25 protein-coding genes are annotated in these 23,759 nt (G+C 62.4%); 14 read left to right on the top strand and 11 right to left on the bottom strand.

Translation table 11 applies throughout. The annotated features are described in order from the left end of the window. Positions 1 to 324: 324 nt before the first annotated feature. Both CCS01_RS10965 and CCS01_RS10970 read left to right on the top strand, forming a co-directional pair. Complete coding sequence (locus CCS01_RS10965) at positions 325 to 1,419, top strand: LLM class flavin-dependent oxidoreductase (protein WP_104518864.1); 1,095 nt, start codon at positions 325 to 327, stop codon at positions 1,417 to 1,419. Between the two features lie 70 nt (positions 1,420 to 1,489). Next, positions 1,490 to 1,816, top strand: a complete 327-nt coding sequence (locus CCS01_RS10970) for an NIPSNAP family protein (protein ID WP_104518865.1) — start codon at positions 1,490 to 1,492, stop codon at positions 1,814 to 1,816. Between the two features lie 35 nt (positions 1,817 to 1,851). Here the strand turns inward: CCS01_RS10970 and CCS01_RS10975 are convergent, their stop codons facing one another. Beyond that, entirely contained in the window at positions 1,852 to 3,024 is a 1,173-nt protein-coding gene (locus tag CCS01_RS10975) for an iron-containing alcohol dehydrogenase (protein WP_239992103.1), read from the bottom strand. Between the two features lie 150 nt (positions 3,025 to 3,174). Between CCS01_RS10975 and mtgA the strand changes: the two genes are divergently transcribed. After that, positions 3,175 to 3,819 (top strand): monofunctional biosynthetic peptidoglycan transglycosylase, encoded by a 645-nt coding sequence (mtgA, locus tag CCS01_RS10980; protein WP_239992104.1) that lies wholly within the window; start codon positions 3,175 to 3,177, stop codon positions 3,817 to 3,819. A gap of 123 nt (positions 3,820 to 3,942) precedes the next feature. Beyond that, positions 3,943 to 5,148, top strand: coding sequence for an alpha-hydroxy acid oxidase (locus CCS01_RS10985; protein WP_104518868.1), 1,206 nt, complete (start codon positions 3,943 to 3,945; stop codon positions 5,146 to 5,148). Positions 5,149 to 5,188: 40 nt separating this feature from the next. On the opposite strand, the gene CCS01_RS10990 is transcribed toward CCS01_RS10985, so the two are convergent. Together CCS01_RS10990 and CCS01_RS10995 are read right to left on the bottom strand one after the other, a co-directional pair. Next, positions 5,189 to 6,031, bottom strand: a complete 843-nt coding sequence (locus CCS01_RS10990) for an amidohydrolase family protein (RefSeq protein ID WP_104518869.1) — start codon at positions 6,029 to 6,031, stop codon at positions 5,189 to 5,191. A 240-nt stretch (positions 6,032 to 6,271) separates the two neighbouring features. Next, positions 6,272 to 7,120, bottom strand: coding sequence for an enoyl-CoA hydratase-related protein (locus tag CCS01_RS10995; RefSeq protein WP_204848223.1), 849 nt, complete (start codon positions 7,118 to 7,120; stop codon positions 6,272 to 6,274). 28 nt (positions 7,121 to 7,148) lie between these two features. On the opposite strand from CCS01_RS10995, the gene CCS01_RS11000 reads away from it, so the two are divergent. After that, positions 7,149 to 8,858: a class I adenylate-forming enzyme family protein gene (locus tag CCS01_RS11000; protein ID WP_204848224.1), complete on the top strand. Its 1,710-nt coding sequence runs from the start codon at positions 7,149 to 7,151 to the stop codon at positions 8,856 to 8,858. Positions 8,859 to 9,236: 378 nt separating this feature from the next. Here the strand turns inward: CCS01_RS11000 and pqqE are convergent, their stop codons facing one another. Then, positions 9,237 to 10,355 carry a pyrroloquinoline quinone biosynthesis protein PqqE gene (gene pqqE / locus CCS01_RS11005; RefSeq protein ID WP_408887483.1) on the bottom strand — a complete coding sequence of 373 codons (1,119 nt, stop codon included), beginning with the start codon at positions 10,353 to 10,355 and terminating at the stop codon, positions 9,237 to 9,239. A 218-nt stretch (positions 10,356 to 10,573) separates the two neighbouring features. Here pqqE and pqqA point away from each other — a divergent pair, with 218 nt between their 5' ends. The 5 genes from pqqA to CCS01_RS11030 all read left to right on the top strand — a co-directional run bounded on the left by pqqA (position 10,574) and on the right by CCS01_RS11030 (position 13,991). After that, the gene (gene pqqA / locus CCS01_RS36045) at positions 10,574 to 10,651 is read left to right on the top strand and encodes a pyrroloquinoline quinone precursor peptide PqqA (RefSeq protein ID WP_104518899.1); all 78 of its coding nucleotides are present in this window, start codon (positions 10,574 to 10,576) and stop codon (positions 10,649 to 10,651) included. Between the two features lie 120 nt (positions 10,652 to 10,771). Further along, positions 10,772 to 11,779 carry a LysR family transcriptional regulator gene (locus CCS01_RS11015; RefSeq protein ID WP_158258346.1) on the top strand — a complete coding sequence of 336 codons (1,008 nt, stop codon included), beginning with the start codon at positions 10,772 to 10,774 and terminating at the stop codon, positions 11,777 to 11,779. Between the two features lie 183 nt (positions 11,780 to 11,962). Next, positions 11,963 to 12,742: a MotA/TolQ/ExbB proton channel family protein gene (locus tag CCS01_RS11020; protein ID WP_146101683.1), complete on the top strand. Its 780-nt coding sequence runs from the start codon at positions 11,963 to 11,965 to the stop codon at positions 12,740 to 12,742. An 85-nt stretch (positions 12,743 to 12,827) separates the two neighbouring features. Further along, positions 12,828 to 13,397 carry an energy transducer TonB gene (locus CCS01_RS11025; RefSeq protein ID WP_204848225.1) on the top strand — a complete coding sequence of 190 codons (570 nt, stop codon included), beginning with the start codon at positions 12,828 to 12,830 and terminating at the stop codon, positions 13,395 to 13,397. A 60-nt stretch (positions 13,398 to 13,457) separates the two neighbouring features. Beyond that, the gene (locus CCS01_RS11030) at positions 13,458 to 13,991 is read left to right on the top strand and encodes a hypothetical protein (protein WP_146101684.1); all 534 of its coding nucleotides are present in this window, start codon (positions 13,458 to 13,460) and stop codon (positions 13,989 to 13,991) included. 77 nt (positions 13,992 to 14,068) lie between these two features. Here the strand turns inward: CCS01_RS11030 and CCS01_RS35695 are convergent, their stop codons facing one another. Next, on the bottom strand, positions 14,069 to 14,635 hold the full coding sequence (locus CCS01_RS35695; protein WP_146101685.1) for a c-type cytochrome: 567 nt from the start codon (positions 14,633 to 14,635) through the stop codon (positions 14,069 to 14,071). A 171-nt stretch (positions 14,636 to 14,806) separates the two neighbouring features. On the opposite strand from CCS01_RS35695, the gene CCS01_RS32710 reads away from it, so the two are divergent. Together CCS01_RS32710 and CCS01_RS11040 are read left to right on the top strand one after the other, a co-directional pair. After that, on the top strand, positions 14,807 to 15,088 hold the full coding sequence (locus tag CCS01_RS32710) for a hypothetical protein (RefSeq protein ID WP_146101686.1): 282 nt from the start codon (positions 14,807 to 14,809) through the stop codon (positions 15,086 to 15,088). 78 nt (positions 15,089 to 15,166) lie between these two features. Continuing rightward, positions 15,167 to 16,930: a pyrroloquinoline quinone-dependent dehydrogenase gene (locus CCS01_RS11040; RefSeq protein ID WP_146101687.1), complete on the top strand. Its 1,764-nt coding sequence runs from the start codon at positions 15,167 to 15,169 to the stop codon at positions 16,928 to 16,930. A gap of 102 nt (positions 16,931 to 17,032) precedes the next feature. Here the strand turns inward: CCS01_RS11040 and CCS01_RS11045 are convergent, their stop codons facing one another. Together CCS01_RS11045 and CCS01_RS11050 are read right to left on the bottom strand one after the other, a co-directional pair. Continuing rightward, positions 17,033 to 17,587, bottom strand: coding sequence for a c-type cytochrome (locus tag CCS01_RS11045; RefSeq protein ID WP_104518878.1), 555 nt, complete (start codon positions 17,585 to 17,587; stop codon positions 17,033 to 17,035). A gap of 79 nt (positions 17,588 to 17,666) precedes the next feature. After that, the gene (locus CCS01_RS11050) at positions 17,667 to 18,155 is read right to left on the bottom strand and encodes a thermonuclease family protein (RefSeq protein WP_104518879.1); all 489 of its coding nucleotides are present in this window, start codon (positions 18,153 to 18,155) and stop codon (positions 17,667 to 17,669) included. Positions 18,156 to 18,344: 189 nt separating this feature from the next. Between CCS01_RS11050 and CCS01_RS11055 the strand changes: the two genes are divergently transcribed. After that, positions 18,345 to 19,100 carry a pentapeptide repeat-containing protein gene (locus tag CCS01_RS11055; protein ID WP_158258347.1) on the top strand — a complete coding sequence of 252 codons (756 nt, stop codon included), beginning with the start codon at positions 18,345 to 18,347 and terminating at the stop codon, positions 19,098 to 19,100. A 6-nt stretch (positions 19,101 to 19,106) separates the two neighbouring features. Here CCS01_RS11055 and CCS01_RS11060 read toward each other — a convergent pair whose 3' ends face one another. The 4 genes from CCS01_RS11060 to CCS01_RS11075 all read right to left on the bottom strand — a co-directional run bounded on the left by CCS01_RS11060 (position 19,107) and on the right by CCS01_RS11075 (position 22,807). Then, positions 19,107 to 19,847, bottom strand: a complete 741-nt coding sequence (locus CCS01_RS11060) for a hypothetical protein (RefSeq protein WP_146101688.1) — start codon at positions 19,845 to 19,847, stop codon at positions 19,107 to 19,109. Between the two features lie 60 nt (positions 19,848 to 19,907). Beyond that, positions 19,908 to 21,119, bottom strand: a complete 1,212-nt coding sequence (locus CCS01_RS11065) for an ABC transporter substrate-binding protein (protein WP_104518882.1) — start codon at positions 21,117 to 21,119, stop codon at positions 19,908 to 19,910. After that, a complete protein-coding gene (locus CCS01_RS11070) occupies positions 21,112 to 22,098 on the bottom strand; it encodes a PQQ-dependent catabolism-associated beta-propeller protein (protein ID WP_104518883.1) in 987 nt (328 codons plus the stop codon). Before CCS01_RS11070 ends, CCS01_RS11065 begins: the two co-directional genes overlap by 8 nt. Before the next feature lie 175 nt (positions 22,099 to 22,273). Next, positions 22,274 to 22,807 (bottom strand): hypothetical protein, encoded by a 534-nt coding sequence (locus tag CCS01_RS11075; RefSeq protein ID WP_146101689.1) that lies wholly within the window; start codon positions 22,805 to 22,807, stop codon positions 22,274 to 22,276. A gap of 37 nt (positions 22,808 to 22,844) precedes the next feature. Here CCS01_RS11075 and pqqB point away from each other — a divergent pair, with 37 nt between their 5' ends. Continuing rightward, positions 22,845 to 23,750, top strand: a complete 906-nt coding sequence (pqqB, locus tag CCS01_RS11080) for a pyrroloquinoline quinone biosynthesis protein PqqB (RefSeq protein WP_104518900.1) — start codon at positions 22,845 to 22,847, stop codon at positions 23,748 to 23,750. The last annotated feature ends 9 nt before the right edge of the window (positions 23,751 to 23,759 follow it).

Here is a 23,759-nt window from a genome sequence, read left to right on the forward strand (position 1 = left end):
ACCTGATCCCCAACATGCCGGAAAGCCGTCTGCGCCCGTTGATGGAAACCTTCACCGCCATGCTCGATGCTCAGCCGCTGTTCTCGAAAGTATTTGGGGCGATCTGAAATATGAGGGGAGTCCTGAGACGCGCAAAGCCCAGGCACGGCGCTTTGCCATGTAGTTACTTGTAGGCAGTGGGTGCATCGGGCCTGCTGCCAAGCCTCACACTTGACGAACGCAGTCGTGGCCGCCCCTGGCTCCCGTCCGGCGCTTGCGCCAGGCAATGGTCCGTGAAACCATCCCCTGCCACGGCACAACGCAAGCGAAACGGGAGGGTTTGCCATGGACGTAGGCGCCATGATGGTGTTTTCCAGCTATGGCTGGGAAAACTGTACTGATGCCCAGGTGTGGGAAGAAGAGATCCGCCTGGCCCGCCTAGCGGCCGACTCAGGCTTCGATTGCCTCTGGTCCGCCGAGCACCACTTCGCCGACTATTCGTTCGTACCTGACAACATCCAGCTCATGACCTATCTGACGGCGCTATGCCCGAACATCGATCTGGGCACGGCGGCGGTCATCCTGCCCTGGCACGATCCGCTGCGGGTGGCCGAGCAGGCCGCGGTTCAGGACAATCTCTCCAAGGGACGCTTTCGTTTCGGCATGGGCCGAGGACTGGCCCGTCGCGAGTTCGCGGCCTTCCGTCTCAGCATGGACGAATCGCGCGGCCGCTTCGACGAGGCGGCGCCGATGATTGTCAACGCGCTGAAGACCGGATTCATCGAAGGCGACGGCCCATATTACCGGCAGCCACGCACCGAAATCCGCCCGCGCCCCCGGTATTCCTTCGACGGACGGATCTACGCCGTGGCATCCAGCGAGGATTCCGTCATCTCGGCCGCGAAACTCGGCGCCCACATGGTGATGTTCGCCGATCGGCCGTGGGAAATGCGATTGCCGGTGATCGAGCGCGGGCGGGACCTGCATCGCCAGTTCCATGAAACAGAACCACCGCACATCATGCTGACCGAGTTCTGCATCTGCGGCACCAATCTCGCCGAGACCGAGGAAGAGGCGCGCCGGTATCAAGGCAAGTTCGTCGAAAGCAATTTCTACCACTACGAATTTCTTGGCGAGCACTTCAAGACGGTCAAGGGCTACGACGCCTATCAGCAGAAAGCCGAAATTGCCCGGAAAGCCGGGCTTGAAGGTGCGGTGAACGGATTCATGCAGGCCGCAAGCTGGGGAACGCCAGACAGAATCCTGCGCGGCCTCGAGGCCCGCCGCAAGCTCCTGGGCGACTTCGAGGTCAACGTCGCTTTCCGTTTCGGCGGCACGCCATATGAGGTTTCAGAACGCGGCCTGAAGCTATTTGCCAAGGAAGTCCTGCCGGTGCTGAAGTCTTGGGGACCTGTCGCAGCCGGCAAGGCCGCCGCATAAGCCGTGCAGGCGGAAGAACGCCGGGAATTCAATCCGGGCACGGAACAGGAGTCCGGAGAGGAGACGCACCGTGGCGCTGTACGAACTCAGAACCTACACCCTGTACGTCGGCAAGATGGCCGAGGCGACCAGGCTCTACCAGGAATATGGCTTCCCGGCGCTGCAGAAGGGCGGCCATGACAGGAACCTTGTCGGCTACTTCCAGGCCGACACGGGCGTCATCAACCAGCTCGTCCACCTCTGGAAGTTCAACGACGACGCCGATCGGCGGGCGCATTGGGCGGCGGTGTTCGCGAACAAGGATTTCGTCGAGGGATTCGCGGCCCAGTTCCGCCCGCTGGTGATGACGCAGGAGGTGAAGCTGCTCCAGGCCGCGCCCTGGGGGCCGCATCCGTAACGAACCGCAGCGCGGGGCGATCCCCCCGGCTGCCTTCAGGCGGCGAGTTCCAGGATCTCCCGCACCTGTCGCGGTGCGTCGATGCGGCGCGGATTGCGCGGCACCCAGGGCGTGCGCATCGACTCTTCGGCAATCCGATCGAAATGCTCGCGGCCGATATGAACGGCTGAAAGGCTGCGCGGCATTCCCAGGCCGCCGATGAAGGCATCGAGTCGTTCGCCGGCGTCCTGCTCCGGCTCCCCCATTGCCGCCGCCACCATCGCCTGCCGATCGGCATTGGCCGGTTTGTTCCAGCGCATGACGGCGGGCAGCATGATGCAGGATGTGTGGCCGTGCGGGATGTCGAAGGCCGCGCCGAGAATGTAGCCGATGCCGTGGCTCGCCCCCATCGGCACGCCGGTGGCCAGCGGCCCCATGGAGAGCCAGGCGCCGATCTGGCAATCAAGCCGGCCCTGCAGGTCCGACGGGTCGGCTTTCACCCGTGGCAAGCCATTGACCAGCAGACCAAGGCTTCGTAATGCTTGCGCATCGGCATAGGGATGCGCCTCCTGCGAACAAATTCCTTCAACACAATGATCAACCGCCCGGATACCGGTGGACAGGAACAGCCACTCCGGGGTGTGAACGGTGATTGCAGGGTCCAGGACAACTGCGCCCGGAATGATACGAGGATGGCGGAACAATTCCTTAACCCGTGTCCGTTCGTCCGTGACGCCCGAAATGGCACTGAATTCGCCAGCCGACAGCGTGGTCGGCACGGCAATCTGCCGCACGGTCGGTGCCGAGCATGGTGGAGGAACCAGCGCGCCGTCCGGCCCCTTGGCCGGGCGCAAGGCATCCAGCGCCTCGGCGGAACGGATGTCGTTCGCCAGGCATAACTGCACGGCCTTGGCGGCATCGGTGACCGACCCGCCGCCAATCGTTACGATCAGGTCGATTTTGGCGTCGCGCGCCATGGCGGTGGCCTCGACAACGGCCCCACGCGGCGTGTGCGCCGGCACGCCGTCAAAGATCCCGGCGCAGGTGTCGTCCAGTGCGGCACGGATGCGCTCGATTTCGTCGGTCTGCCGGTTCAGCGTGCCGCTGGCCATCAGCAGCACGCGCTTTGCGCCGGCGCGACGGGCCAACGCGGCCACCGCCTCGGCCGCTGGCTTGCCGAAAATCACTTCGTCCATCTGGCTGAAGACAACGCGGCCGCTCATTGTCATGGCGTTCGCTCCCGTTTCTGATCCTGCGCCGGACTATACCGGGCATGGCACCGGCGTGAAGCCGATTGGCGCCAGCAGGCCTGCGTCAACGGGGCTGTGATGTTCGGGCGATCGCGCCTGCGGCGATCCGGGCGGCTCCGGACTGTTTTGATGGCAACACTGATCGTGCTTGCCGGGCCGTCGTTGCTGATTGTCGTGTTTCGCTTCGTGCCGCCGCCGGTGACACCACTGATGCTGATCCGCGTTGCCCAGGGCTACGGTCTGCACCACCACTGGGTCGCCTATGACAGGATTGCACCCGCCCTGGCGGATTCCGTTATCGCATCAGAGGATAATTGGTTCTGCCAGGAAAACTGGGGCTTCGACATCAGGGCCATGCAGACCCAGATCGATGCCTGGCAGGAGGGCGAACGCCCGCGCGGGGCCAGCACCATCACGATGCAGACTGCGAAAAACCTGTTCCTTTGGCCGGGCCGCAATCCCCTCCGCAAGCTTGTCGAGGCCTGGCTCACGCCACAGATCGCCGTCTTGTGGCCAAAGCGCCGTGTGCTGGAGGTCTATCTGAATATCGTCGAGTTCGGGCCCGGCATATACGGCGCCGAAGCGGCTTCACGCGCGTTCTTCCATAAGCCCGCCTCGGCCCTGTCCCGGCGCGAGGCGGCCCTTCTCGCCGTAGTGTTGCCACGGCCGCTTGCATGGTCCGCTGCGTTCCCAAGTCCGGTCCTGCGCGAGCGGGCCGCGGTGATCGAGGAACGCATCCCACAGATCCGGCCGCTGCTAGCGTGCGCTCGATAGGCCCGTGGGTTGGTAAACTGCGCATCCCGCTGCTAACCTCTTTCGAAGCCGGCCGGATCGGGCCCGGTACGACGGGCTCGCCACGTTCATGCGGCGCCGCGCAGAAAGAGGGAGGAAACGCAGATGGGCCGCATCGACAAAGCGATCAACATAGACGACCTGAAGCGTATGGCCAGGCGCCGCCTGCCGAGGATCATGTTCGACTTCATCGAAGGTGGCGCGGACGACGAGGTCGGCCTGAACACCAACGCCAACGCATTTCGCAACATCCGCCTGGTGCCGCGCTATTACATCGACACCAGCGGGCGGGAACAGCGGACGACGTTATTTGGCCGCACCTATGCCAGCCCGTTCGGGATCGCACCGACCGGCATGGCCGGCGCCTTCCGCCAGGATGCCGAGCTCTACCTGGCCCAGGCGGCCAGGGAGATGGACATACCATACCTGATGTCCGGCGCGTCGAATGCATCGATGGAACAGGGCGCGAAACTGGCGGGAAAGAACCTGTGGTACCAGATCTATGGAGCGCGCAACCGCAACGTTGCGGCAGACCTGGTGAAGCGGGCCATTGATTGCGGCCTGACCACGATCGCCGTGACCTGCGATGTGCCGGTGTCGTCGAACCGTGAGCGCAACCGTCGCAACGGCTTCGTCCGGCCGCTGCGCATGACCTTGCCGACGATCTTGGAGGCGATGCTGCACCCGGCCTGGGTCATTAACTACTACCGCAGCGGCGGCCTGCCGATGATGGGCAACTGGCAGCCTTATGCCGCGGCGGGCGCGACGCCCGATCAGGTCGCCGATTTGTTTGCGACACAAACGCCGGACCCCAGCCAGACCTGGGCGGAGCTGGAAGCGATCCGCAACGCCTGGCCCGGCAAGCTGCTGCTGAAGGGCGTGATGCACCCCGAGGACGCGCGCATCGCCACCGGGATCGGCGTGGATGGTCTGATCGTTTCCAACCATGGCGCGCGGCAACTGGACATGATGCCGTCACCGCTCGACGTTTTGCCGATGATCCGCGCTGCCGTCGGGCCCGATGTGCCGCTGTTGCTGGACAGCGGCGTGCGTCGTGGCTCCGACATCGTCGCGGCGCTGTGCCTCGGCGCCGATTTCGTACTGACAGGCCGGGCAACGCTGTATGGCGCCACCGCGGGTGGATTAGCGGGCGTGCGGAAGGCCGTTTCTATCCTGCAACGCGAGATCGACCTGGTCATGGGCCAGCTTGGCGCGGTCAACCTGGCAGCGCTCGGGCCGCAGTTCCTGGTGGAAACCGTGCGCGCCGAGGAGGAACGGCGCAATTCCGCCGCCATGGTCGCGCGGCGCTAGGAACGGATGCCGCATCTCCGTCGCGACCGTTGCGGGCGCATCAGGATTTCGTTGGCGTCCAGTTATAGACTTGTTGCACTGTCCCGCCCATCAGCCTGGCGCGCTCGCTGTCGGACAGGCGGTCGGTGACGCGGAATGCCTCGACACCTTGCCGATAGGTCAGCAGCGCCACGGCCCGGGTCCAGTCGGTGCCCCACATGCAGCGGTCGAACCCGAAGGCATCGAAAATGCGCCGAAGCGGATCCCACAGGTCGTTGTAGGGGAACGGCTCGTGCGACAACGTGCAGGCACCGCTGATCTTCACCACAACGTTGTCATGCGGGGCCAGCGCCAGCAGTTGGGGAAGATCCGCGAACGGCGCCTCGGGGACGGGCGGTTCGAACGGTTGCCGCAGACCAAGGTGGTCGATCACCAGCCTTGTCTCGGGATGACGGGCGGCCAGTTCCCTGGTCTGCTCCAACCGCCCCCAGCACAGCAGGTTGACCGGAAGCCCCTGCCCGGCGGCGGCAGCCAGGACACGGTTGATGCCGGGATCCGCGGCATCCGTCGAGACATCGCCCTGCATCATGATGCGGATTGCGACAGCGCCTTTGGTGGTCCCCCAGTCGGCGATCGTTTCCGCGACGGCTGGATCGTTCGGATCGACCGGCTTGATCAGCGCAAACCGGCCAGGATGCGCCGCGTGCACGCCAATGGCGTAGCTGGCGTCGTAACGATACATCGTGTACGGTGAAACCAGCAAGGCGCCGTCCACGCCGACGGAGTCCATGGCTGCCACCATGTCGTCGCCGGTGACCTCGGGCGGACCATGCAACACGCCGGCCCAGGGGCGGCCGGGATGGTTTCGTTCATAGGCGTGAACCTGCGCGTCGATCGTCAGCATGGTTTCATATCCTCCCCGGGCTGATTATGTCGGGAACGGCGGATTCCGCTTCATCGTCGCCAAGAGCCGCCCAGTGCCTGTACCCGGCCGGAGCTCACCGGGGACGAGTCTGCTGTTCTAAGTAGGTAGCCAAAAGTTTTGCGACATATTCGCACCTGAGATGCTCGCGAAAGTCCTGATAATCGGGCATCGCGTGCAACAGCTGGCTCTGAGTTTGTCGCAGGAGTTCCGGCTACCTACTTAGTCGAATCCTTCACGTTTGAACGAGCCGTCGCGCCAGGCGAGCGCCGCCTTCAAGCCGCCTTCACGCATTTTTTCGGCGAACTGTCCCGCGCCGGGACGCAGGCGCGATGACAACGCGTGCCACTGCCAGCCCATCGACAGGGCGGTGCGGAAGCCCATGATCTCGTAAGCTTGGTTCACCGAATGCTTGTTGGCGGCCAGCAGGTCCGGCGCGATCCGGGTCATCGGCCGGAGCTCGCGCATGACTTCCTCCTCCAGCCGATCGGCCGGGAAACTCTTGGCCACCCAGCCCATCTGGGCGGCCTCGCGGCCGGTGACCGAATTTCCTGTCAATTGCAGGTATTTTGCCCGCGCCATCGACATCTTCCATGGGAAATACAGCGTGTCCGGCGTGGTCATGCCGCGCATCGGCGGATAGCCGATGCGCGCGTCGTCCGCCACGAACGCGATGTCGGCCATGGACAGGATCTCGGTGCCGCCGGCGACGCAGTGACCATGCGCCTTGACCACGACAGGCTTCAGCAGATCCCAGATCGTCATCCAGTCGCGCAGGCAGCTTCGCGCGAACTGGTCGGTCCAGCCGTCGAAATGTGCCGAATGCACCCAGCCTTCCTTTGGATTATCACGGTTGCCCGGCGACAGGTCGTATCCAGAGCAGAACGAGGGGCCGGCGCCGTCGATCAGGATCACGGAAACCGCGTCATCGGATTCGGCAGTCCGCAGCGCCCTGACAATTTCGTCGCGCATTGAGAATGACAGCGCATTGCGCTTCTCCGGCGCGTTCAACGTGATGCGCGCGATGCGATCGGTGACGCGGTAGAGAATGAATTTATGAGGGTCTGCCATGTTTCCTCCCCACCAGACCAAGGCGGTCATGGGTCATCTGTTTCCGCGAGGCCAGCACGATCACCAACGGGCGTCAAATACCGCTACGTGGGCGCGGTTCGTTCCGGCCCGCCACTTGCTGATTTTCTCTTGCTGTTGGACAATCCGGACCGCGCCCAAGCACTGGAGAAGGCATCAGCCTGGGGTAGCTGAAATGTCGGATGGTATCGATCGAGCGCGCGCACGTCAGGTGGCCGATGTTACGATCGGACACATGCTCCGTGCCCGGGCCCTGCAGCATCCCCATCGGATCGCGATCATTGACGCCGATCGGCAACTTGACTTCGCCACGTTGAACGCCAGGGCGAACCGGCTCGCGAACCTGTTGCGTGGGATGGAGATCACGCGCGGCGATCGGGTGGCGATCCTCTCGGAGAACCGTGCGGAATATCTTGAGCTGATGTTCGCCGCGGGCAAGCTGGGCGCCATCGTTTGCGCGCTGAACTGGCGGCTCGCAGATCGGGAACTGGCGCATTGCATAAGCCTCGCCGTGCCGAGGGTCATTTTTGTTTCGCCCGGATTTGCCGCCGTGGCGGCGCGGCTTGATGCCGGCATGGAAACGATGATCCAGTTTGGCGACGACTATGAGGAACGCCTGGCGCGCGCCAGCAGCGATGAGCCGGAAATTGCCGCGGAAGCGGAAGACGGCCATGTCATCCTTTACACAAGTGGCACGACCGGCAACCCGAAAGGCGCGACGATCAGCCATCGGGCGCAGCTCGCCCGGATGCATTCAAGCTGCGTGGATTTCAGCCTGGCGCCAGGCGATGTATTTGTCGCCTGGGCGCCGATGTTCCATATGGTTTCGACCGACCAGTCGGTCCACGTGCTGTGCCTGGGCGGCAAGGTAATCGTCGTTCCGGGCTACGATCCCGACCGTATCCTGCACGTGGCCGAAACCGAGCGCCTGTGGTGGCTTGTCGTGATGCCGGGCATGATCGAGGACATGATCGCCGCCGCCAGGCGCCGCCGGACCGTTCCGCGCGGGATCAAGCTCATCGGCGCGATGGCCGATCTGGTGCCACGTCATCAACTGGCGGAAATCACCAGCCTTCTGCAGGCTCCTTATGCCAACACGTTCGGCGCGACGGAGACCGGTTTGCCGCCGGCGTCGGCCGGGCGTGTGCCCATCGGTGCCGCGCCGGCTCGGCTGCCGAAAATACCAAGCGCAAGCTGCGTCTTTCGCCTGGTGGATGCCGATGATCGCGATGTGCCGGACGGCGTTCCGGGCGAGCTGGCGCTGCGTGGCCCGACACTGTTCAGCGGCTACTGGAACGCGCCGGAAACCAATGCGCAAGATTTCCGCGGCGGTTGGTTCCACATGGGTGACGTCTTTGTCCGTTGTCCGGACGGCACGATCGAGTTCGTGGATCGCGTGAAGTACATGATCAAGTCAGGCGGCGAAAACATCTATCCTGCCGAGATAGAACAGGTTCTTCTGAAAGACCCGCGTGTCGCCGATGCCGTGGTGGTTCGCCGGACCGACGCAACCTGGGGCGAGGTGCCAGTGGCATTCGTCGCTTGTCGCGACGAAGCACTGACCGAGGCGGATCTGATGGCGGCCTGTCGGGACAGTCTTGCCGGCTACAAGCGGCCAAAGGAGGTCCGCTTTATTGCCGTGGATGATTTCCCTCGCAGTACTACGGGCAAAATCCAGCGGCACGAGGTCGAAAAGTGGCTGCGTGACGTGAACCAGTAGGCAATTCGAATCCCGTTCGGACCACTTGTCGGCGCCTTCAGGCGGCAGGCACAGCCATCGCGGCCTGGCCTGGGGCGCTTTCATATGTTGCCATCCAATGATGTGCCAGGCGCAAAGCATCTTCCCGCGTCAGCCAGGACCATTCCGCACCGCGTGCCCGAACGGCGACCCAAAGTGTATCACCGTGCCGATGTTCCTCGACTTTCACCGCTCCAAAATCCTGAGACATGGCTGCCTCCCGTTTGTGAAACCTCTGGCCGATTGGCCTGTCACGGGTATATCCAGCCATACCGTTTCCCGCTGTGACCGAGGGCATAGTTAGGGCAGGAATTCGCTCAGGCGATCACTATGGATGGCACGCCGGATGATCGTTGCGGATCAGCCAACCGGCAGGGCGCCGATGCGGCGATAGATGAACGGCGGCGGTTCTGCCCGCGCATCCTGCACCGCGAGGTCGAGCAGGGCATGATCCGGCGAGAGACCACAGGCGGGATCGGTTGCCGCCGCATCCCCTGTCAGCGCGAACGCCTGGCAGCGGCAACCGCCCCAGTCGAGTTCCCGACGGTCGCATCCGGAACAAGGCGCCGGCATCCAGTCCGTGCCGCGGAATCGATTGAAGGCATCTGATGCCTGCCAGGCATCGGCAAGCGATCCCGTGCGGACCGACGGAAAATCAAATCCCGGCAGGCTTTCCGCGGCATGGCATGGCAGCACGAGGCCAGCGGGGGTCACGGTCAGGAAGCGCCGCCCCCATCCACCCATGCAGGATTTCGGCAACTTTGCGTAATAGTCTGGCACCACGTAGTCGATCACCACGGCACCGGCCAAGCGCGCCCGTGCCGTCTCGACTTCTTCTGTTGCCCGGTCCAGTTGGGCACGCGACGGCAGAAGGGCATCCCGGTTAGCCAATGCCCACCCGTAATATTGCACGTGCGCGACCTCGATTCGGGCCGCGCCCAACCCAGCGGCCATCTCGATCATTGCCGCAAGATTGCCGAGGTTCTGGCGGTGGACCACGAGATTGACGGTCAGCGGCAAGCCGGCGCGCCGGATCATCGCGGCCGCGTCCCGCTTCCTTTTCTGTGCCCCGGCCATGCCGGCCACGATATCGCCGTTCACATCATCGATATCCTGGAAGCTGATCTGGACATGATCGAGCCCGGCTTCGGCCAGGACGTCGACGCGCTTTTGATCAAGCAGGACCGCCGAGGTGATCAGGTTCGTATAGAGCCCGACGGTGACGGCGTGGCGGACAAGATGGGGCAGGTCCTGGCGTGCCGTGGGCTCTCCGCCGGAGAAGTGTACCTGAAGTGTTCCAATCGCCGCCGCCTGGGTCAGCACCTCCTGCCACTCCGCCGTCGTCAGTTCGCCTGACGCGCCGCTCAGGCGCACCGGATTGGAGCAGTACGGACATTGCAGCGGACAGCGATGGGTCAGTTCTGCCAGGAGCGCAAGCGGCGGTTCAATCCTGGTCGTCGTTCCCGTTATCGTCTGCAACTTCCCCCCCTTTGGCGCTTTGCTGACTTTCTAATGTGCGAACGGACGGCGCCATGGAGAAGCAATACCCTCCATAAGCAGGCTTCTCGTTACGAAATTTGATCGTGCCGGTCCCGAAGTCGCTTATGGTCGCTATAGCTTTCCACGCCGATAAAGCGATAGGATGCTGCTAATGGCCCGGCCGGATCATCTGCCGGGCGAATATTGGGAGTGTAAACATGTCCTGGCGTAAACCCAAGGTCACCCGTATCGCAGTTGGATGCGAAATCAACGCTTACGGCTGCGCGGTCGTCTGATCGCCGCCACGGTGTTGGCGGGGCGGCGCAGGGTGACTTGCGTCGCCTCTTCGTTGCCCGTGCAGGAAGCCGGGTGACCTGTTTCATCATTCGTTCCAATGGTTTTGCTGGCACGATTTGGTGCGCCATTTGATCCCCCCGCCCCCGTTCACGCTGAATCAACTTCGAATTTTTCTCGCGGTCGCACATGCGCGGTCGATGACGCACGCCGCCAAGCTGCTGGACCAGACCCAACCTTCGCTGTCGCAGCATATCGCCAGGCTCGAGGATTCCATCGGCCAGCTGTTGTTTGAACGCGGCCGCAGCCAGTTCGAACTCACCGCCGTCGGCGAATTCCTGCGCGATCGCGCCCAGACCATCATGGCTGAGGTTGATGAAACCGTAGCCGGCCTCGCGGCACACTCGAAAGGCACGCGTGGCGTCCTGTCCATCGGCATGTTGAGCTCCATCGCCCGCGCCCTGCTGCCGGACGTGCAGGCGCGCATGATGGAAACCTGTCCGGATGTCGAGCTTGATGTGCACGAGGTTGCGCCGGCCGAAGCGCTCGAGATGCTTTATACGCGGCGCCTGACTGTCGCCGTGGTGGCCGCCGGATCGCTTGCCAGCAGCAGCGTATCGTTCCTGCAGAACGATGTTTTCTCCGATCCCTATGTGCTTGCGGTGCCGCGCGGACTTGATCTCTCGCGCATCGTCGATCCTGGGACGCAACTTTCGCCAGACCAGCAGCGAATCCTGAACAGCGTTGTGCTGTTCACCTTTGGCAGCCCCTATCAGCTTCGTATTTCCGGCTGGTATCGAAACTTCCTGCCGCACCACCGCGTGGTTGGTCACGTCCGTTCCTATGAAATGGCGCTGGCGATGGTCCAGGGTGGTCGCGGCGTGGCGATCGTGCCGGCTTTGAGCGCGCGGGTGAACGCCACGGCCAGCTACGACGTGACGCTCTATGACATCGGCCTCGAACAACGCCGCGTCGTTTCATTGATGCCGTCACAATACCGTGGGGTCGAGCCACAGGCGACCTTCATAGCCGCTCTGCAGGCAGTCGGCGCGGCGACGCGCCCGCCGCCGGTTGAGGAGACGCCGCCGTTCCTGGGCGGGGATTCTCCGAAAGTGCTGGCAGCGCAGTAGCGTTGTCCGGCTGCGCCGATCGCATTCGTTACAAATCGGACAGGCACCGACACAGGCCTCGCTTGGCAGTTGGCATGTCAAACGCCACGGCGCCGCGACCTGGTGAATTTGCAAATGCCGTGCGGCAGTGTTTCATGCCAGAAAGATGACTCGGCGATGCCTGAATTTAGTGAAGGATAGGTCGTGGCGATATCTTCTGCTGAACCGCGTTCGACGTTCGTTCTTGGGACGCCGTCGGAAGCGCGCGATTTCATGCCGCTGCTCCGATGGCTCATCCTGATGAGCCTGACAGGTTTTGGTTGCGCTGCGCTTTGGCAACTGGGTCTGATCCAGGCGATGCTCGCGACTGACCGGACGCATATATCGTTCCTTATTATCTTGTTGTTCGTGTTCACGAGCCTGCATTGCCTGGCGCAGAACTGGTTCGTGTCGCGGGAACTGGCGGCGACGCGACGCTTCGAGGATGCGTTGCACCGGAACCGCGTCCGCTTTTCCGCGGATATCGACGGCACCGACCAGTTGCCCAAAGGCAGCATGATCGCCAACCACGTCGCCAATGTCGCAACCAAGGCCAGGGTGCAGGGTGGGCGCCGGGTCGATCAGAGCGTCCTGCTTCGCGTGCTGATCAATCGCCTTCGCGGCCGCGAGCGATTCGGCCTGTTCGTGTCGGAAGCGCTGCTGCGATTGGCGCTTCTGGGCACGGCGGTTGGTTTCATCCTGATGCTGATACCGATGGCCGGCCTCAATTCCTTCGATGCGGAGACGCTGCGCAAGGCCCTGTCGGGGATGAGCGGCGGCATGGCGGTGGCCCTTAACATCACCGTCACCGGCATCGCAACGGCTCTGCTGTTGAAACTTCAGTATTTTTTTCTTGCCACCGGCGTGGTGGAACTGTTTGACAAGATCACTGAAGTGACCGAGGTGCACGTCGTTCCAGCGCTCGAGCACACAGGCCATGCTTGACGACGACCCACTGGGTAATCCCGACGACGGAACGTTCGTTCCGTTCACCGACATGTTGTTCAATGTCGTCATCGGGCTGGCGTTCATGGTGTTCATTGCGTTCGCGCTGATCAACCCGGTGGCGAAGACCGGTGCGATCGAGATGAAGGCCGAGTTTCTGATCACCATGAACTGGCCGGACAATGATCTGAACGACATGGACCTGTATGTGGAGGATCCGGCCGGCAATATCGTCTGGTATCATGGCAGGGAAGCCGGCCTGATGCACCTGGACCACGACGACCGCGGCAGCGGCCGCGAGCGGATCACGGTGAACGGCCGTACGATCCAGAATCCGTTGAACCAGGAAATCGTCACGATTCGTGGTATCGTGCCGGGCGAATATGTCGTCAACGCCCACGAATTCGTTGCGAACTCCCCCAACAAGATACCGGTGTCCATCAAGGTGGAGAAGCTCAATCCGACAGCATCCGTGGTCTATTATGGCACCCATGATTTTGACCATAAGGGCCAGGAGGAGACGTTCGTGCGCTTCACCCTTGATGCCGATGGCAAAGTCAGCGACGTCGAGACCGGCCCGCCGGTGTCACTGGTGAAGGCGGTTCGCAGGCCAGCATCGGGAAACGGACCGAAACAGACAGATCATCCTGGATAGGGAAGCGGACTTGTGAACTGGTCCATTGTTGGTCTTGTCGCGGCCTATATCGCCGTAACGTTGCTGCTGATCAGCCTGAATCTGACATCACTCTGGCGGTGGTGGATCAAGGCGGCGGCGATCATCGTCACCACGATCTTTTTCGGCGTCACCTACAGCACGATCAATGCGCTGATGGGCTGGCCCACCACCCAGCGGCCGCCCGGACGCTTCAACCTGATCTCGAGCCGCATCCTGGAGCCTGACAGGCGGACCCGTGCGCCCGGACACATCTATCTTTGGGCCGATGAGCTTGATCGCAACAATATCCCCTCCGGGACGCCCAGGAGCTATGAATTGCCATACTCCGACGCCCTTGCGCGCAAGGTCTCCGACGCACAGGAAAAGCGTGACCGCGGCATCGACATCATGGGTCGGACGCTGGATCCCAAACAGCAGCAGCAACTGACCAAGAACGCCAGCCAAGGCGGCCGGCGTAACAGCAAGGACAAGCAAAGCCCGGCGACCGACACCGTTCCGTTCAAGGAGGACGGCAGCGATCTCAGCTTCGAGGATCTTCCCCCGGTGCTGCTGCCCGACAAGGGGCCCCTGTAGCCACGGCGTCATTTCCAGCCGTCGCCGGGCCGGTTTCCGTTTCCACCCCGATTGGAACAGCCGCCGGCCCGCGATGATCAGCGGGCGGCCTGCGATGCGCTCTTCGGCTGATCCGGATACATGTCGCACCGGGATCCGGCGTTTCCAGCAAAGAAATCCTGGCACTCCTTTTTTGTAACGGGGCCGGCACCTTTGATCTGGATCGCGACGTAGTCGGCCAAGGCATCGATCTCGTAAGGTTGCAGGGTAACAATCGCCCGGTCCGGCACCTTGTCTCCCAGATCCTCGGCCGTCGCATCGTAACATCGCTTATCAGTGTAAGCGAAGCGATCGAAATGCGGCATTGGCGTTCCCGGGCGACCACATTGTATCGTCATGCGGATCTGGTCGCGAGTGAGTTTCGTCAGGCGGAGCGAGGGGGCCTGGCCAGGCGAGTGCAAGCTGCTTCTGGCGCCGTCACCTGCCCAGCCGTGGCAATCAACGCACTGTGCCTTCTCCGCCCAGATCCGCTTTCCCTCAGCCACATCGCTCGGCTGCGCGACCGCGCGCCCAGCGAGACAGGCTACAATGCCCAGAGCAAGAACCGCTGTCCGGCCAGTCGTACTGGAACCGGTGACAATACCGAGCCTTGTGAGATGCATCATTCCCTCCCCACGGAACTGCGCGCACACACGGGTTTTTCCTTGGCCTCGAGCGTGCGAGTCTCCGTCCGCACACCAAGACAGAGCGTGGCCATGATCGCCGCATCATGGAACGGGACCTGCCTGCTCAGCAACAACGGGTGCCGCCGGGACGCCGGGGGGGGGAGAACCAACATGGCCCGGCGGCACCTGACGCTCTTTGATAAAGACGGAAACTATGTCAGCTTCGGGGAAGGCGGCTTGGCGCTGTTGCTTGGCGAGGCGGGTTCATGGCCGCAGCATGTCGTTCCGAACCCGGCATGGAGCATTTCTGTTTTCTCATCCGACTGTAATTACTTGACAACCCGGCGGCGCTGCAAAACACTGGCTATCGATCTCACGGTGACATCGTCCTGGGATCGATGGACTTGCCGCCGCATGCCAGGTTTAGTTTCGGTGCGAGTTTTATTGCCATAGGTGCGTAGCGAAGCCAGACATTTCGTGGCCGGCAGTCCCGAAGGGTGGCAAGGTTAAATAAAGAACAGGAGGAAACAAGTGAAGTTAAGGCCGATCCCACGCACCGCTCTTTTGGCATCCGCTTTGCTGGCTACCACGACACTGTCCGGGCTGGCCGCCGATGTCACACCAGAACGCCTGTTGAACGCGGACAAGGAGCCGCAGAACTGGCTGATGGTCAACAAGGACTACAGTTCCCAGCGCTATTCCACGCTCGACCAAATCAACAAGGACAACGTAAAGAATCTTCACGTTGCCTTCACTGTCGCCCTGGGCGGGGCGGTCGGCATTGGCGACGTGTCACTGGGCGGGCATCAGAGCACGCCGCTGGTCGACAACGGCTTCATGTATATCGTTGACGGGTTTGGCGCCGTTTACAAGGTGGACGTGCGGGATCCGGCCAAGGCCCGGATCATGTGGGTGATGGATCCCGGGACCAACAAGGCCGACATGTTCATTGCGGCAAAGCGCGGGGTGGCACTCTACAAAAACTATGTGATTTCCGTAACGGGCGACGACAAGGTCCTGTGGATCAAGGCCGATACCGGTGAACTCGTCAAGACGGTCCAGTTCGACGACATGAAGACCTCGTTGTCCGAATTGACCTCGGCGCCGTTGGTCATCGGCGACAAGTTGATCGTCGGCGGCAGCGGCGGCGACCGCGGGGCTCGTGCGCACATCGATGCTTTCAATGCCGATACGGGCGAGCATCTGTGGCGGACCTACACCGTTCCCGCCCCCGGCGAGCCTGGCAGCGAAACCTGGAAGGGCAACACCAACGCCTGGAAGCACGGCGGCGGCTCCTACTGGCAGACTGGCTCCTACGATCCGGCCACCAACCTGACGATTTGGGGCACCGGCCAGCCCGTGCCGATGTTTGATCCTGAATATCGCCCCGGTGACAATCTGTTCACCAACTCCACCGTCGCCTTCGACGTCAACACCGGGAAGATGAAATGGTACTTCCAGTACACGCCAGGTGACTTCCTCGACTATGACGAGGTCGGAATCAATCAGTTGATCGACACCAAGGTCAACGGCGAGAACCGGAAGATCATGGCGCATTTCGGGCGTAATGGCTTCTTCTACACGCTCGACCGCACGAACGGCCAGTTCATTGCGGCTGAGCAATACGCGGAAAAGGTCAACTGGACGGACGGGATCGATCCCAAGACCGGCAAGCCAGTCGAGTACGACCCCAACAAGGACCTTCAAACCTACAAGATCGGCGCAGCCTCCCGGCGTGAGCAAAACAAGATCGTGGGCTGCCCGAACATCCAAGGTGGCGTGAACTTCTTCCCGACCTCGTACAGCCAGCGTACCCACCTTTCGTACGGTGGTGGGCTAGAAGGTTGCTCCGACGTTATCGTCGATGCCAACACCGATTCCGGCACCAAGCCAGCAGGTGCGGCTGGCCATGTCTGGTTCGGTGGCGCCTCCTCCAACGCCGAACGGGTGAAAGGCAGCGTAACCGCCATGGATCCCGCGACCGGCAAGAAGATGGCGCAACTCAGCGTTCCCAACGCCGTCTACTCCGGCGTCGTGGCGACGGCTGGCGGCCTGGTGTTCACGACGACCGTCGACGGCACGATCTACGCCTTGGACGACACGACGTTGAAGCCGCTCTGGACCTTCAACGCCGGCTCGCTCAGCTCGGCGCCACCAATGACCTATTCAGTCAACGGCAAGCAGTATATTGCGGTGCTGATTGGCGGCAGCAACATCGCCCGGGACATGCTGAACAAGACACCGGGGCACCAGGATATCCAGAACACCTCGATGCTGTATGTGTTCAGCCTGTAAAGGCTGACTGTAACCGTCATGCTCCGCAACAAAGGGGCATGACGGGGTTTCCGCCAATGAATACGAATCCGGAGTGAAAGGCGAGCCTTCGCCGCCGGGACCCTATCGGGACGACTCCAATTTTCCCTTGTCCGGATACATGCTGCAGTGCTCTTCGGCGCCTTTCCCGAAGAAGTCCATGCACTCTTGCCGCGTTACCGGCCCTGCGCCCTTGATTTTCGTTGCAACATAATCGGCAACCGCGTCGATTTCATAGCTCTGGAGGGTGACGGCAGCCCGGTCGGGAGTGTTGTCGCCCATCTCCTCGGCGGTCATTCCATAGCAACGCTTGTCGGTATAGGCGAAACGATCAAAATGCGGCATCGGGGTTCCCGGGCGGCCACACTGGATCGTCATGCGTATCTCGTCGCGCGTCAGTTGAGTGCCGCGCAAGGACGCCGCGTTGCCGGCCGAGTGCATGCCGCCGCTGCCGTTGCCGGACCAGCCGTGGCACTCCGGACACTGCGCCTTCGTCTTCCAGATCCGCTTTCCTTCCGCGACGCTGGCGTCGTCCGCGCGCGCCTGTACGGCGAGGCACAGGACGCCCGTCAGGGCAAGGACGGCGACCCGCCTGGCGATCCTGTATTGGGCGGCAACACCCCGCAACTCATAACCCATTATCCGTTTCCTCGCAGTTCGTTGAAAGTTGGTGGGCCGGCAGGGGCCTGTGCCAGCCCCCGCTGACCGAGCAGGTCGATCAGGGACGATCGACCATGATGCCCGAGGCTCTGCGGAACTCTTTCGGTTGGATGAACTCGCCCCGCCACAGGCCGACTTTCTGGTTCTTGGCCGCCGTCTCGGCGGCGACATAATCCTTGGTCTCTTTCGGGCGCGCTACGGCATAGCCCTGCGCCACCATTTGCTCATTGACGCTCTGCCCGTTGACAGTGCAGCGCGCGAGCACCCGCCCAAAGATATCGGGCTCGCCGACGGGATCACAAACCGCCGTCCCCTGATCAAGCAATTTTTGCAGATTGTCCACCGCCGATTGCCAGCATAGCCAGCGTTTGCCATCCAACAGGCAGCTTTGCTTGCGCATGACGGAGTCGATGCCAAACAGCATGATCCGCTGATCGCCAATCTCAATCGTTGTAGAATCGATTGCTTTACCGCGTCCGGAGATCTGCGCCGCAATCGCTGGACTGGTGCACATGGCGATGGCCAGTACCGTAAGAACTCGGATCATGTTCCTCCGCCAGCGCAATGAACCTGCTTGGTGGACAGGCTGAGCGCATGGTTGTTATCTGCCACTAATGGCGTAGCATAAGGGCTGCGACGCCAAGGGTGCAATCTGTGGTCCGTGAGGTTGGTCATGCAGTCTCGAAAAGTTTTTCAGGCCGTATGCAGGCCTCATATGTGGATAGCCGTTGCCGTCATGGCGTGCCTGACCGCCACAGCGCTTGCGACTGAACCGCCCGACAACACTGCCAGCCCGGCGCAGCGCGCGGCTTTCCTGGCGGGCACGAGCAAGGATTGCCCGGGCTGCGACCTGCGCGGTGCGCGCTTGAAGCGCCGGGACCTGAGCGGCGCTGATCTTTCCGGGGCCAATTTGACTGATGCGGTTCTGCATGCGGCTCGACTGACGAATGCCAAGCTTGCTCATGCAACGCTGCGTGATGCCAACCTCGACAAAGCAGATTTGAAGCGCGCGGATCTGACCGGTGCGGATCTGACCGAGGCACTGCTTTACGCTGCAGACCTGAGCGGCGCGCAACTGGATGGAGCGATCCTGGTCGATGCGCACATGCAGCATTCCCGCCTGACCCGCGCGCAGTTGCGCAATGCGGATCTCACGCGCGCGGACGCAAGGGAAGCCGAGCTGTCAGACTGCGATATGTCCCATGCAACGCTGAAGCAGGCCAATTTCAGCAATGCCAACCTCAGCCGTTGTATCCTTTCTGATATAACGGCCGATAGGGCCGGGTTCGTTATGGCTCGCCTGCGGGATGCAAAGCTGAACCGGATCTCCGCGATCCAGGCCGACTTCTACCGGGCGGATCTTTCCGGCGCGGATCTGACAGGAAGCGACTTTCGTGGCTCGCGCCTGGAGCGAGCCGATCTGGACGGTGCAACGCAAACCGGAATGAAGACCCAGGGCGCGCTGCTGGTCGATGGAACCGTTGGGCAGTAGGTCGCGCTATTTCGGCCCATCCGCCGGCGGCGGCAGGGAGGCATCATATTCCTCGAAGCGTGTCGAGCTTTCGAATGCCTGGAGGTTTGGCTTTCCGGTCACCGGGTCGATGGCCTCCTGGCCCTTTTTCTTCAGGAATCGCTGATCCACGATCAAACGCGCGCTACCAATTGTCTTTTCACAGTTGCTCTTGATGAAGATCCCTCCGACCGGATTCTCGCCTCCGGCGGGCGGCAGATTGACGCATTTCCAGCCGGCATCGCCGAAGCGTTGACGCAGGAAGGTGCCAAGTTCCCAGAATTCGTCGCGCTTCCGCGCCACCTGTTGCCGGGGATCGGTCACCGCCCGTTCGCCTCTCACTTTTCCGTCGTTGTCGAATAGAATCGAGGCGACGATCGGAAACTCGAAGATCGTCGTTCCGGCGTACATGCGGATCTCCGGCTTGATGTCCAGCGCGCGTGCCTGGTACTCCAGTTCGTCGTCATACTGGAAATAGACCTCGTGCAGCCCCATTGGGTCCGGCCTGCACTTTTTGAAGGCCGTGAAATCCTTGAGCGGAATGGAAGGCGGGCCGCCATTGGTGCCGCAGGCATAGTTCACATATTCGTTCGGGATCGTGGCTGCGCTGTCGCCAAGATTGATATCCCAAAGGGTGAACCGCTTCGGCCACCCCTTGGCCGCCAGCCGATCGGCGGCACCTGTCCAGAGAAGCAGCACAGCCGCACATGCAAAAACTGATTTCTTCACGTTTCAAACCTGTATCTGGCAGCCAACGGAATTGATGCCCTCCGCGCCGGACGGAAACCGTCAGAAGTGACATGCAGTCTCCGGCGCGTCGATGCCCAGCGTGTCCAGCACGTTCGTCTGGTGGAGGAACTGCGGCAACGGCGCGGTTGCGATCACGGCATTGCCCGTCGCCAGCAGCAGCGGCGTACGGAGCTGATGGTCCCACGGACGGAAACTGCCCGGATTGCCCTTCACGGTGTCCAGCGTCAGCTTGTCGCTGAGCAGGTACGCCTTCACCGGATCAAAATCCGTCGATTTCGCGCGGATCACCGACTGGGTGACGGCCTTTACCGCCGCCCATGCGGCCCAGCCGGCGCCATTCATGCGACGGCCCGGCGCGAGTTTTTCGTAGCGGTGCTGCAACTGCACGGCCGCGTCGCGCGCCCAGGACCAGGACCAGGCAGTGGGCGTCAATCCGGCGCTGCCGACCACCGGCCGCGGCAGGGCGGTCTGATAGGGCACATAGCGGCCGAATTCGTCGCTGGCGTCGGCAACATAGACAACGTCGTAGTCTCCCTGGGTCATCAGGATGACGTTGCTTTCAGTACGATTACGCGGATCGCGGGAGAGCACGAACGGCTTTACATCGACGATTTTCGCGCCGAACTTCTTTACGGAATGCCGCAGCGATGCCACCGCCGCTGCGTCCTCCGGCGCTGGCCCCTGCAGCACCAGGATCTGGGTCCAGCGCTTGGCTACCAGGTACTGCACCAGCGCATCCGACAGCATGGCGTTGCTCGGATAGGTGTGCGCCATGTTCGGCAGGCAGTCGGCGCCGCGCAGCGAGTCGTCCGGTGCCGAAACGTTTAGCAGCAGCACCGGCTCGCCCTTCAGCCGTCGTGCCAGTTCCAGCAGAACGCTTCCCGGCAGATCCGCAAGAACGAAATGAACATTCCCGGATCCGATCCAGGCATCGACGCGTTGCACCAGATCATCGACCGACCTTCCGGCGGCCCTTTCCATTTCGAAATCGATCTTGAGAACCCGCCCGATCGCGCGCGCCTCCTGCAGCGCCACCTGACCGCCTTCATAGGGCCGCCCGCGATCACTGAACACAATGCCGTCAATTTCGCCACGATCGGCATAGCGGGGATCGTCTGCAAGCTCGACGTAGCCAAGCCGCATCACCGCGACCGGTTTCGTTTCACCCCGCGCCATCGCGATCGGCCGAAGCGCGGCGACGCCAAGCGCACCGGCCACCGCCTGCATCAGGCTCCGCCTGTGCTCAATCATCGACCAGCACCGTATGTGGCACCCGGCCGACGGGAATGGTGCGGATCGGCCTGTGGCTCGCCATGTCAATGACGGACACATCGTCGCTCAGGCCGTTGGTGACGTACAGGGTCTTTTCATCCGGGCTCAGGGCCACGCCCCAGGGCCGGTTGCCCACCACGACGTAGTCCTCGATCTTGCGCGTGGCGGTATCGACAAACGCCACGTGATTGGCCCGGCCAAGCGTAACGATCGCCGTGGCTCCGTCCTTCGTCATCGTCATGCCGACGGGCGTTACATCGACCTGGCGAAATCCCGGTGGCAGAAAGTTGATCGTCGCCGTCACCTTGTCCGTTGCGCGGTCGATCACTAAGACCTGTCCCGACAATTCGTTTGAAACCCAAAGATCCTTGCCGTTCGGCATCAGCAGGAAGCGGCGCGGCCGGGTGCCGACAACGATGTTATCGATCACCGCCCCGGCCTTGAGGTCGATGACATGGACCATGTCGTCAACCTCGGACGTGACGTACAATGTTTTGCCATCCGGGGTGATGGCGATGCCTTCAGGCTCGGCGCCGGTGGGGAATTCGCGCTCGATGATCTTGTCCTTGATGCCGATTTCCTGCACCGAAGACGATTCTTCATTCGAAACGTAAAGCTTGCTCTGGTCCCGGCTGAGTTCGAACATTTCCGGGCTGTGGCCGGTCGGGATGTGATCGACCACCTTCAGCGTCGCGACGTCGATGACATCGATCACATCATCGTCACCGCAGGCGACCAGTAGTTGATGGCGGTCATTGCGGAAATTCATGTCCCGGGGACGATGGGATGTATCGATCCACTTGATGATCTTGTAATCCTGCTTCGGATCGATCACCGCGATGTTGTTCGTCCTCTCGTGGCTGACGAACACATAGCCGGTGCCCTTGGCGTGCGCAGCCATCGGCAGCAACGCCATGGCGGACAGTGCCAGGACTGCCAGTTTCGTCGTCAACGACATGGATCAGCAGGCAACCAGTTCGAATCGAGACACGTGATCCGCCCATCCCGCGGGCCTGTTGCGGCAGAATCCTGGCTTGTCACGTCTCTCCCCCGTGCAACCGCCGATGTGGACACCGGCATTCTTCTGGTAGGCACGCACTATAGCAGCCGCACGGGAGCCGTCCACACGACGGCTATTTCGAACACTCCTTCAGGTCCTCCGGCGACAGCGAAAAGGCATAGGCCTTTCCGCCCTGCACCGTAACGTCGCGCACGATGCAGGTGCGGCCCGTAGCGTCCGTCAGTTTTACGTCATAGCGCCCCGGCGCGACGTCCTTCAGCTTCAACCGCTCGTCGGAATCAACCGCGCCGTCGGGATCGTTGGCACATTGGTTCGGCCCCCATTGCGACGTGCCGGGCGGCGCCAGATACAGTTTCGATATCGTCTCACCGGTCAAATTCCAGAACTGCATGCGATCGGCGGCCCGGGCACTCGTCACGAGCGCCGGGAACAGGCAGCCGATCACCAGGGAAAGCCGGACGTTCATTGTTGGAGACCCCCACAGGTTGCAGCCGGTTTCCCACTGGGAGTCCGGCGTCTGCTCGCTGGATCGTTCCACTATACAGGATCGCCCACCCCCGTCCATTTGGCGCGTTCCGCTTATCGCGGTTATTATTTCCGTCAGGTCGCGGGTAGTGACATCATCCGCGCCAGGAAGCGCGTCCACGCAACGGGCGATGCGGCACGATCAATGGGAGGATACTCTGCTGCGTATCGTCGTTCTGGGCGCCTCGGCCGGTGGCGGGTTTCCGCAATGGAACGCCAACAATGCCGCCTGCCGCCGGGCCCGCGCCGGCGATCCGGCGGCACGGCCGCGCACGCAATGCTCGATCGCCGTCACCGGCGACAACGAGAACTGGGTCGTCGCCAACGCCAGCCCCGACCTGCGCCAGCAGATCGAGGCAACCACGGTCCTGCAGCCCCAGCACGGCCTGCGCCATTCGCCCATCAGCGCGGTGGTGCTGGTCAGCGGTGAGATCGATGCGGTCGCCGGCCTGCTGCACCTGCGCGAGAGCCAGAGCTTCACCCTGCTCGCGACCCGGCGGGTTCAGGAAACCCTGCGTGCCAACCCCATCTTCGATGCGCTGGCGCCGGCCTTCGTGCAGCGCCAGCCGGTCGCCCTGAACCAGCCGTTCGCCCTGCCCGGCGGACTCGTCGGCGAACTGTTCAGCGTCCCCGGCAAGGTGGCGCTGTACCTGGAAGGCAAGAGCCAGACCCTTGCCGGGGAAGCCGAAGACACCGTCGGCCTGCGCCTGTCCGATGCCGCTGGCGCCACCTGCTATTTCATCCCCGGCTGCGCCCGCCTGCCGCAAGCCGTCGCCAATCGGCTGAACGGCGCCGACGCGGTGTTCTTCGACGGCACGCTGTGGACCGATGACGAAATGATCCGCGAGGGTTCCGGCACCAAGACCGGACAGCGCATGGGCCACATGAGCGTCGCGGACCCAGAAGGCACCATCGCCGCGTTCCGCGACATTGCGGTGCGCCGGAAAATTTTCATGCATATCAACAACAGCAACCCCATCCTGCTCGACGACTCCCCGGAACGGGAAATCGCCGAACGCGCTGGCTGGGAAGTTGCCCATGACGGGATGGAGATCGTGTTGTGAGCAGTGCGC

Source organism: Rhodopila globiformis (assembly GCF_002937115.1).
GTDB classification, from domain to species: domain Bacteria; phylum Pseudomonadota; class Alphaproteobacteria; order Acetobacterales; family Acetobacteraceae; genus Rhodopila; species Rhodopila globiformis.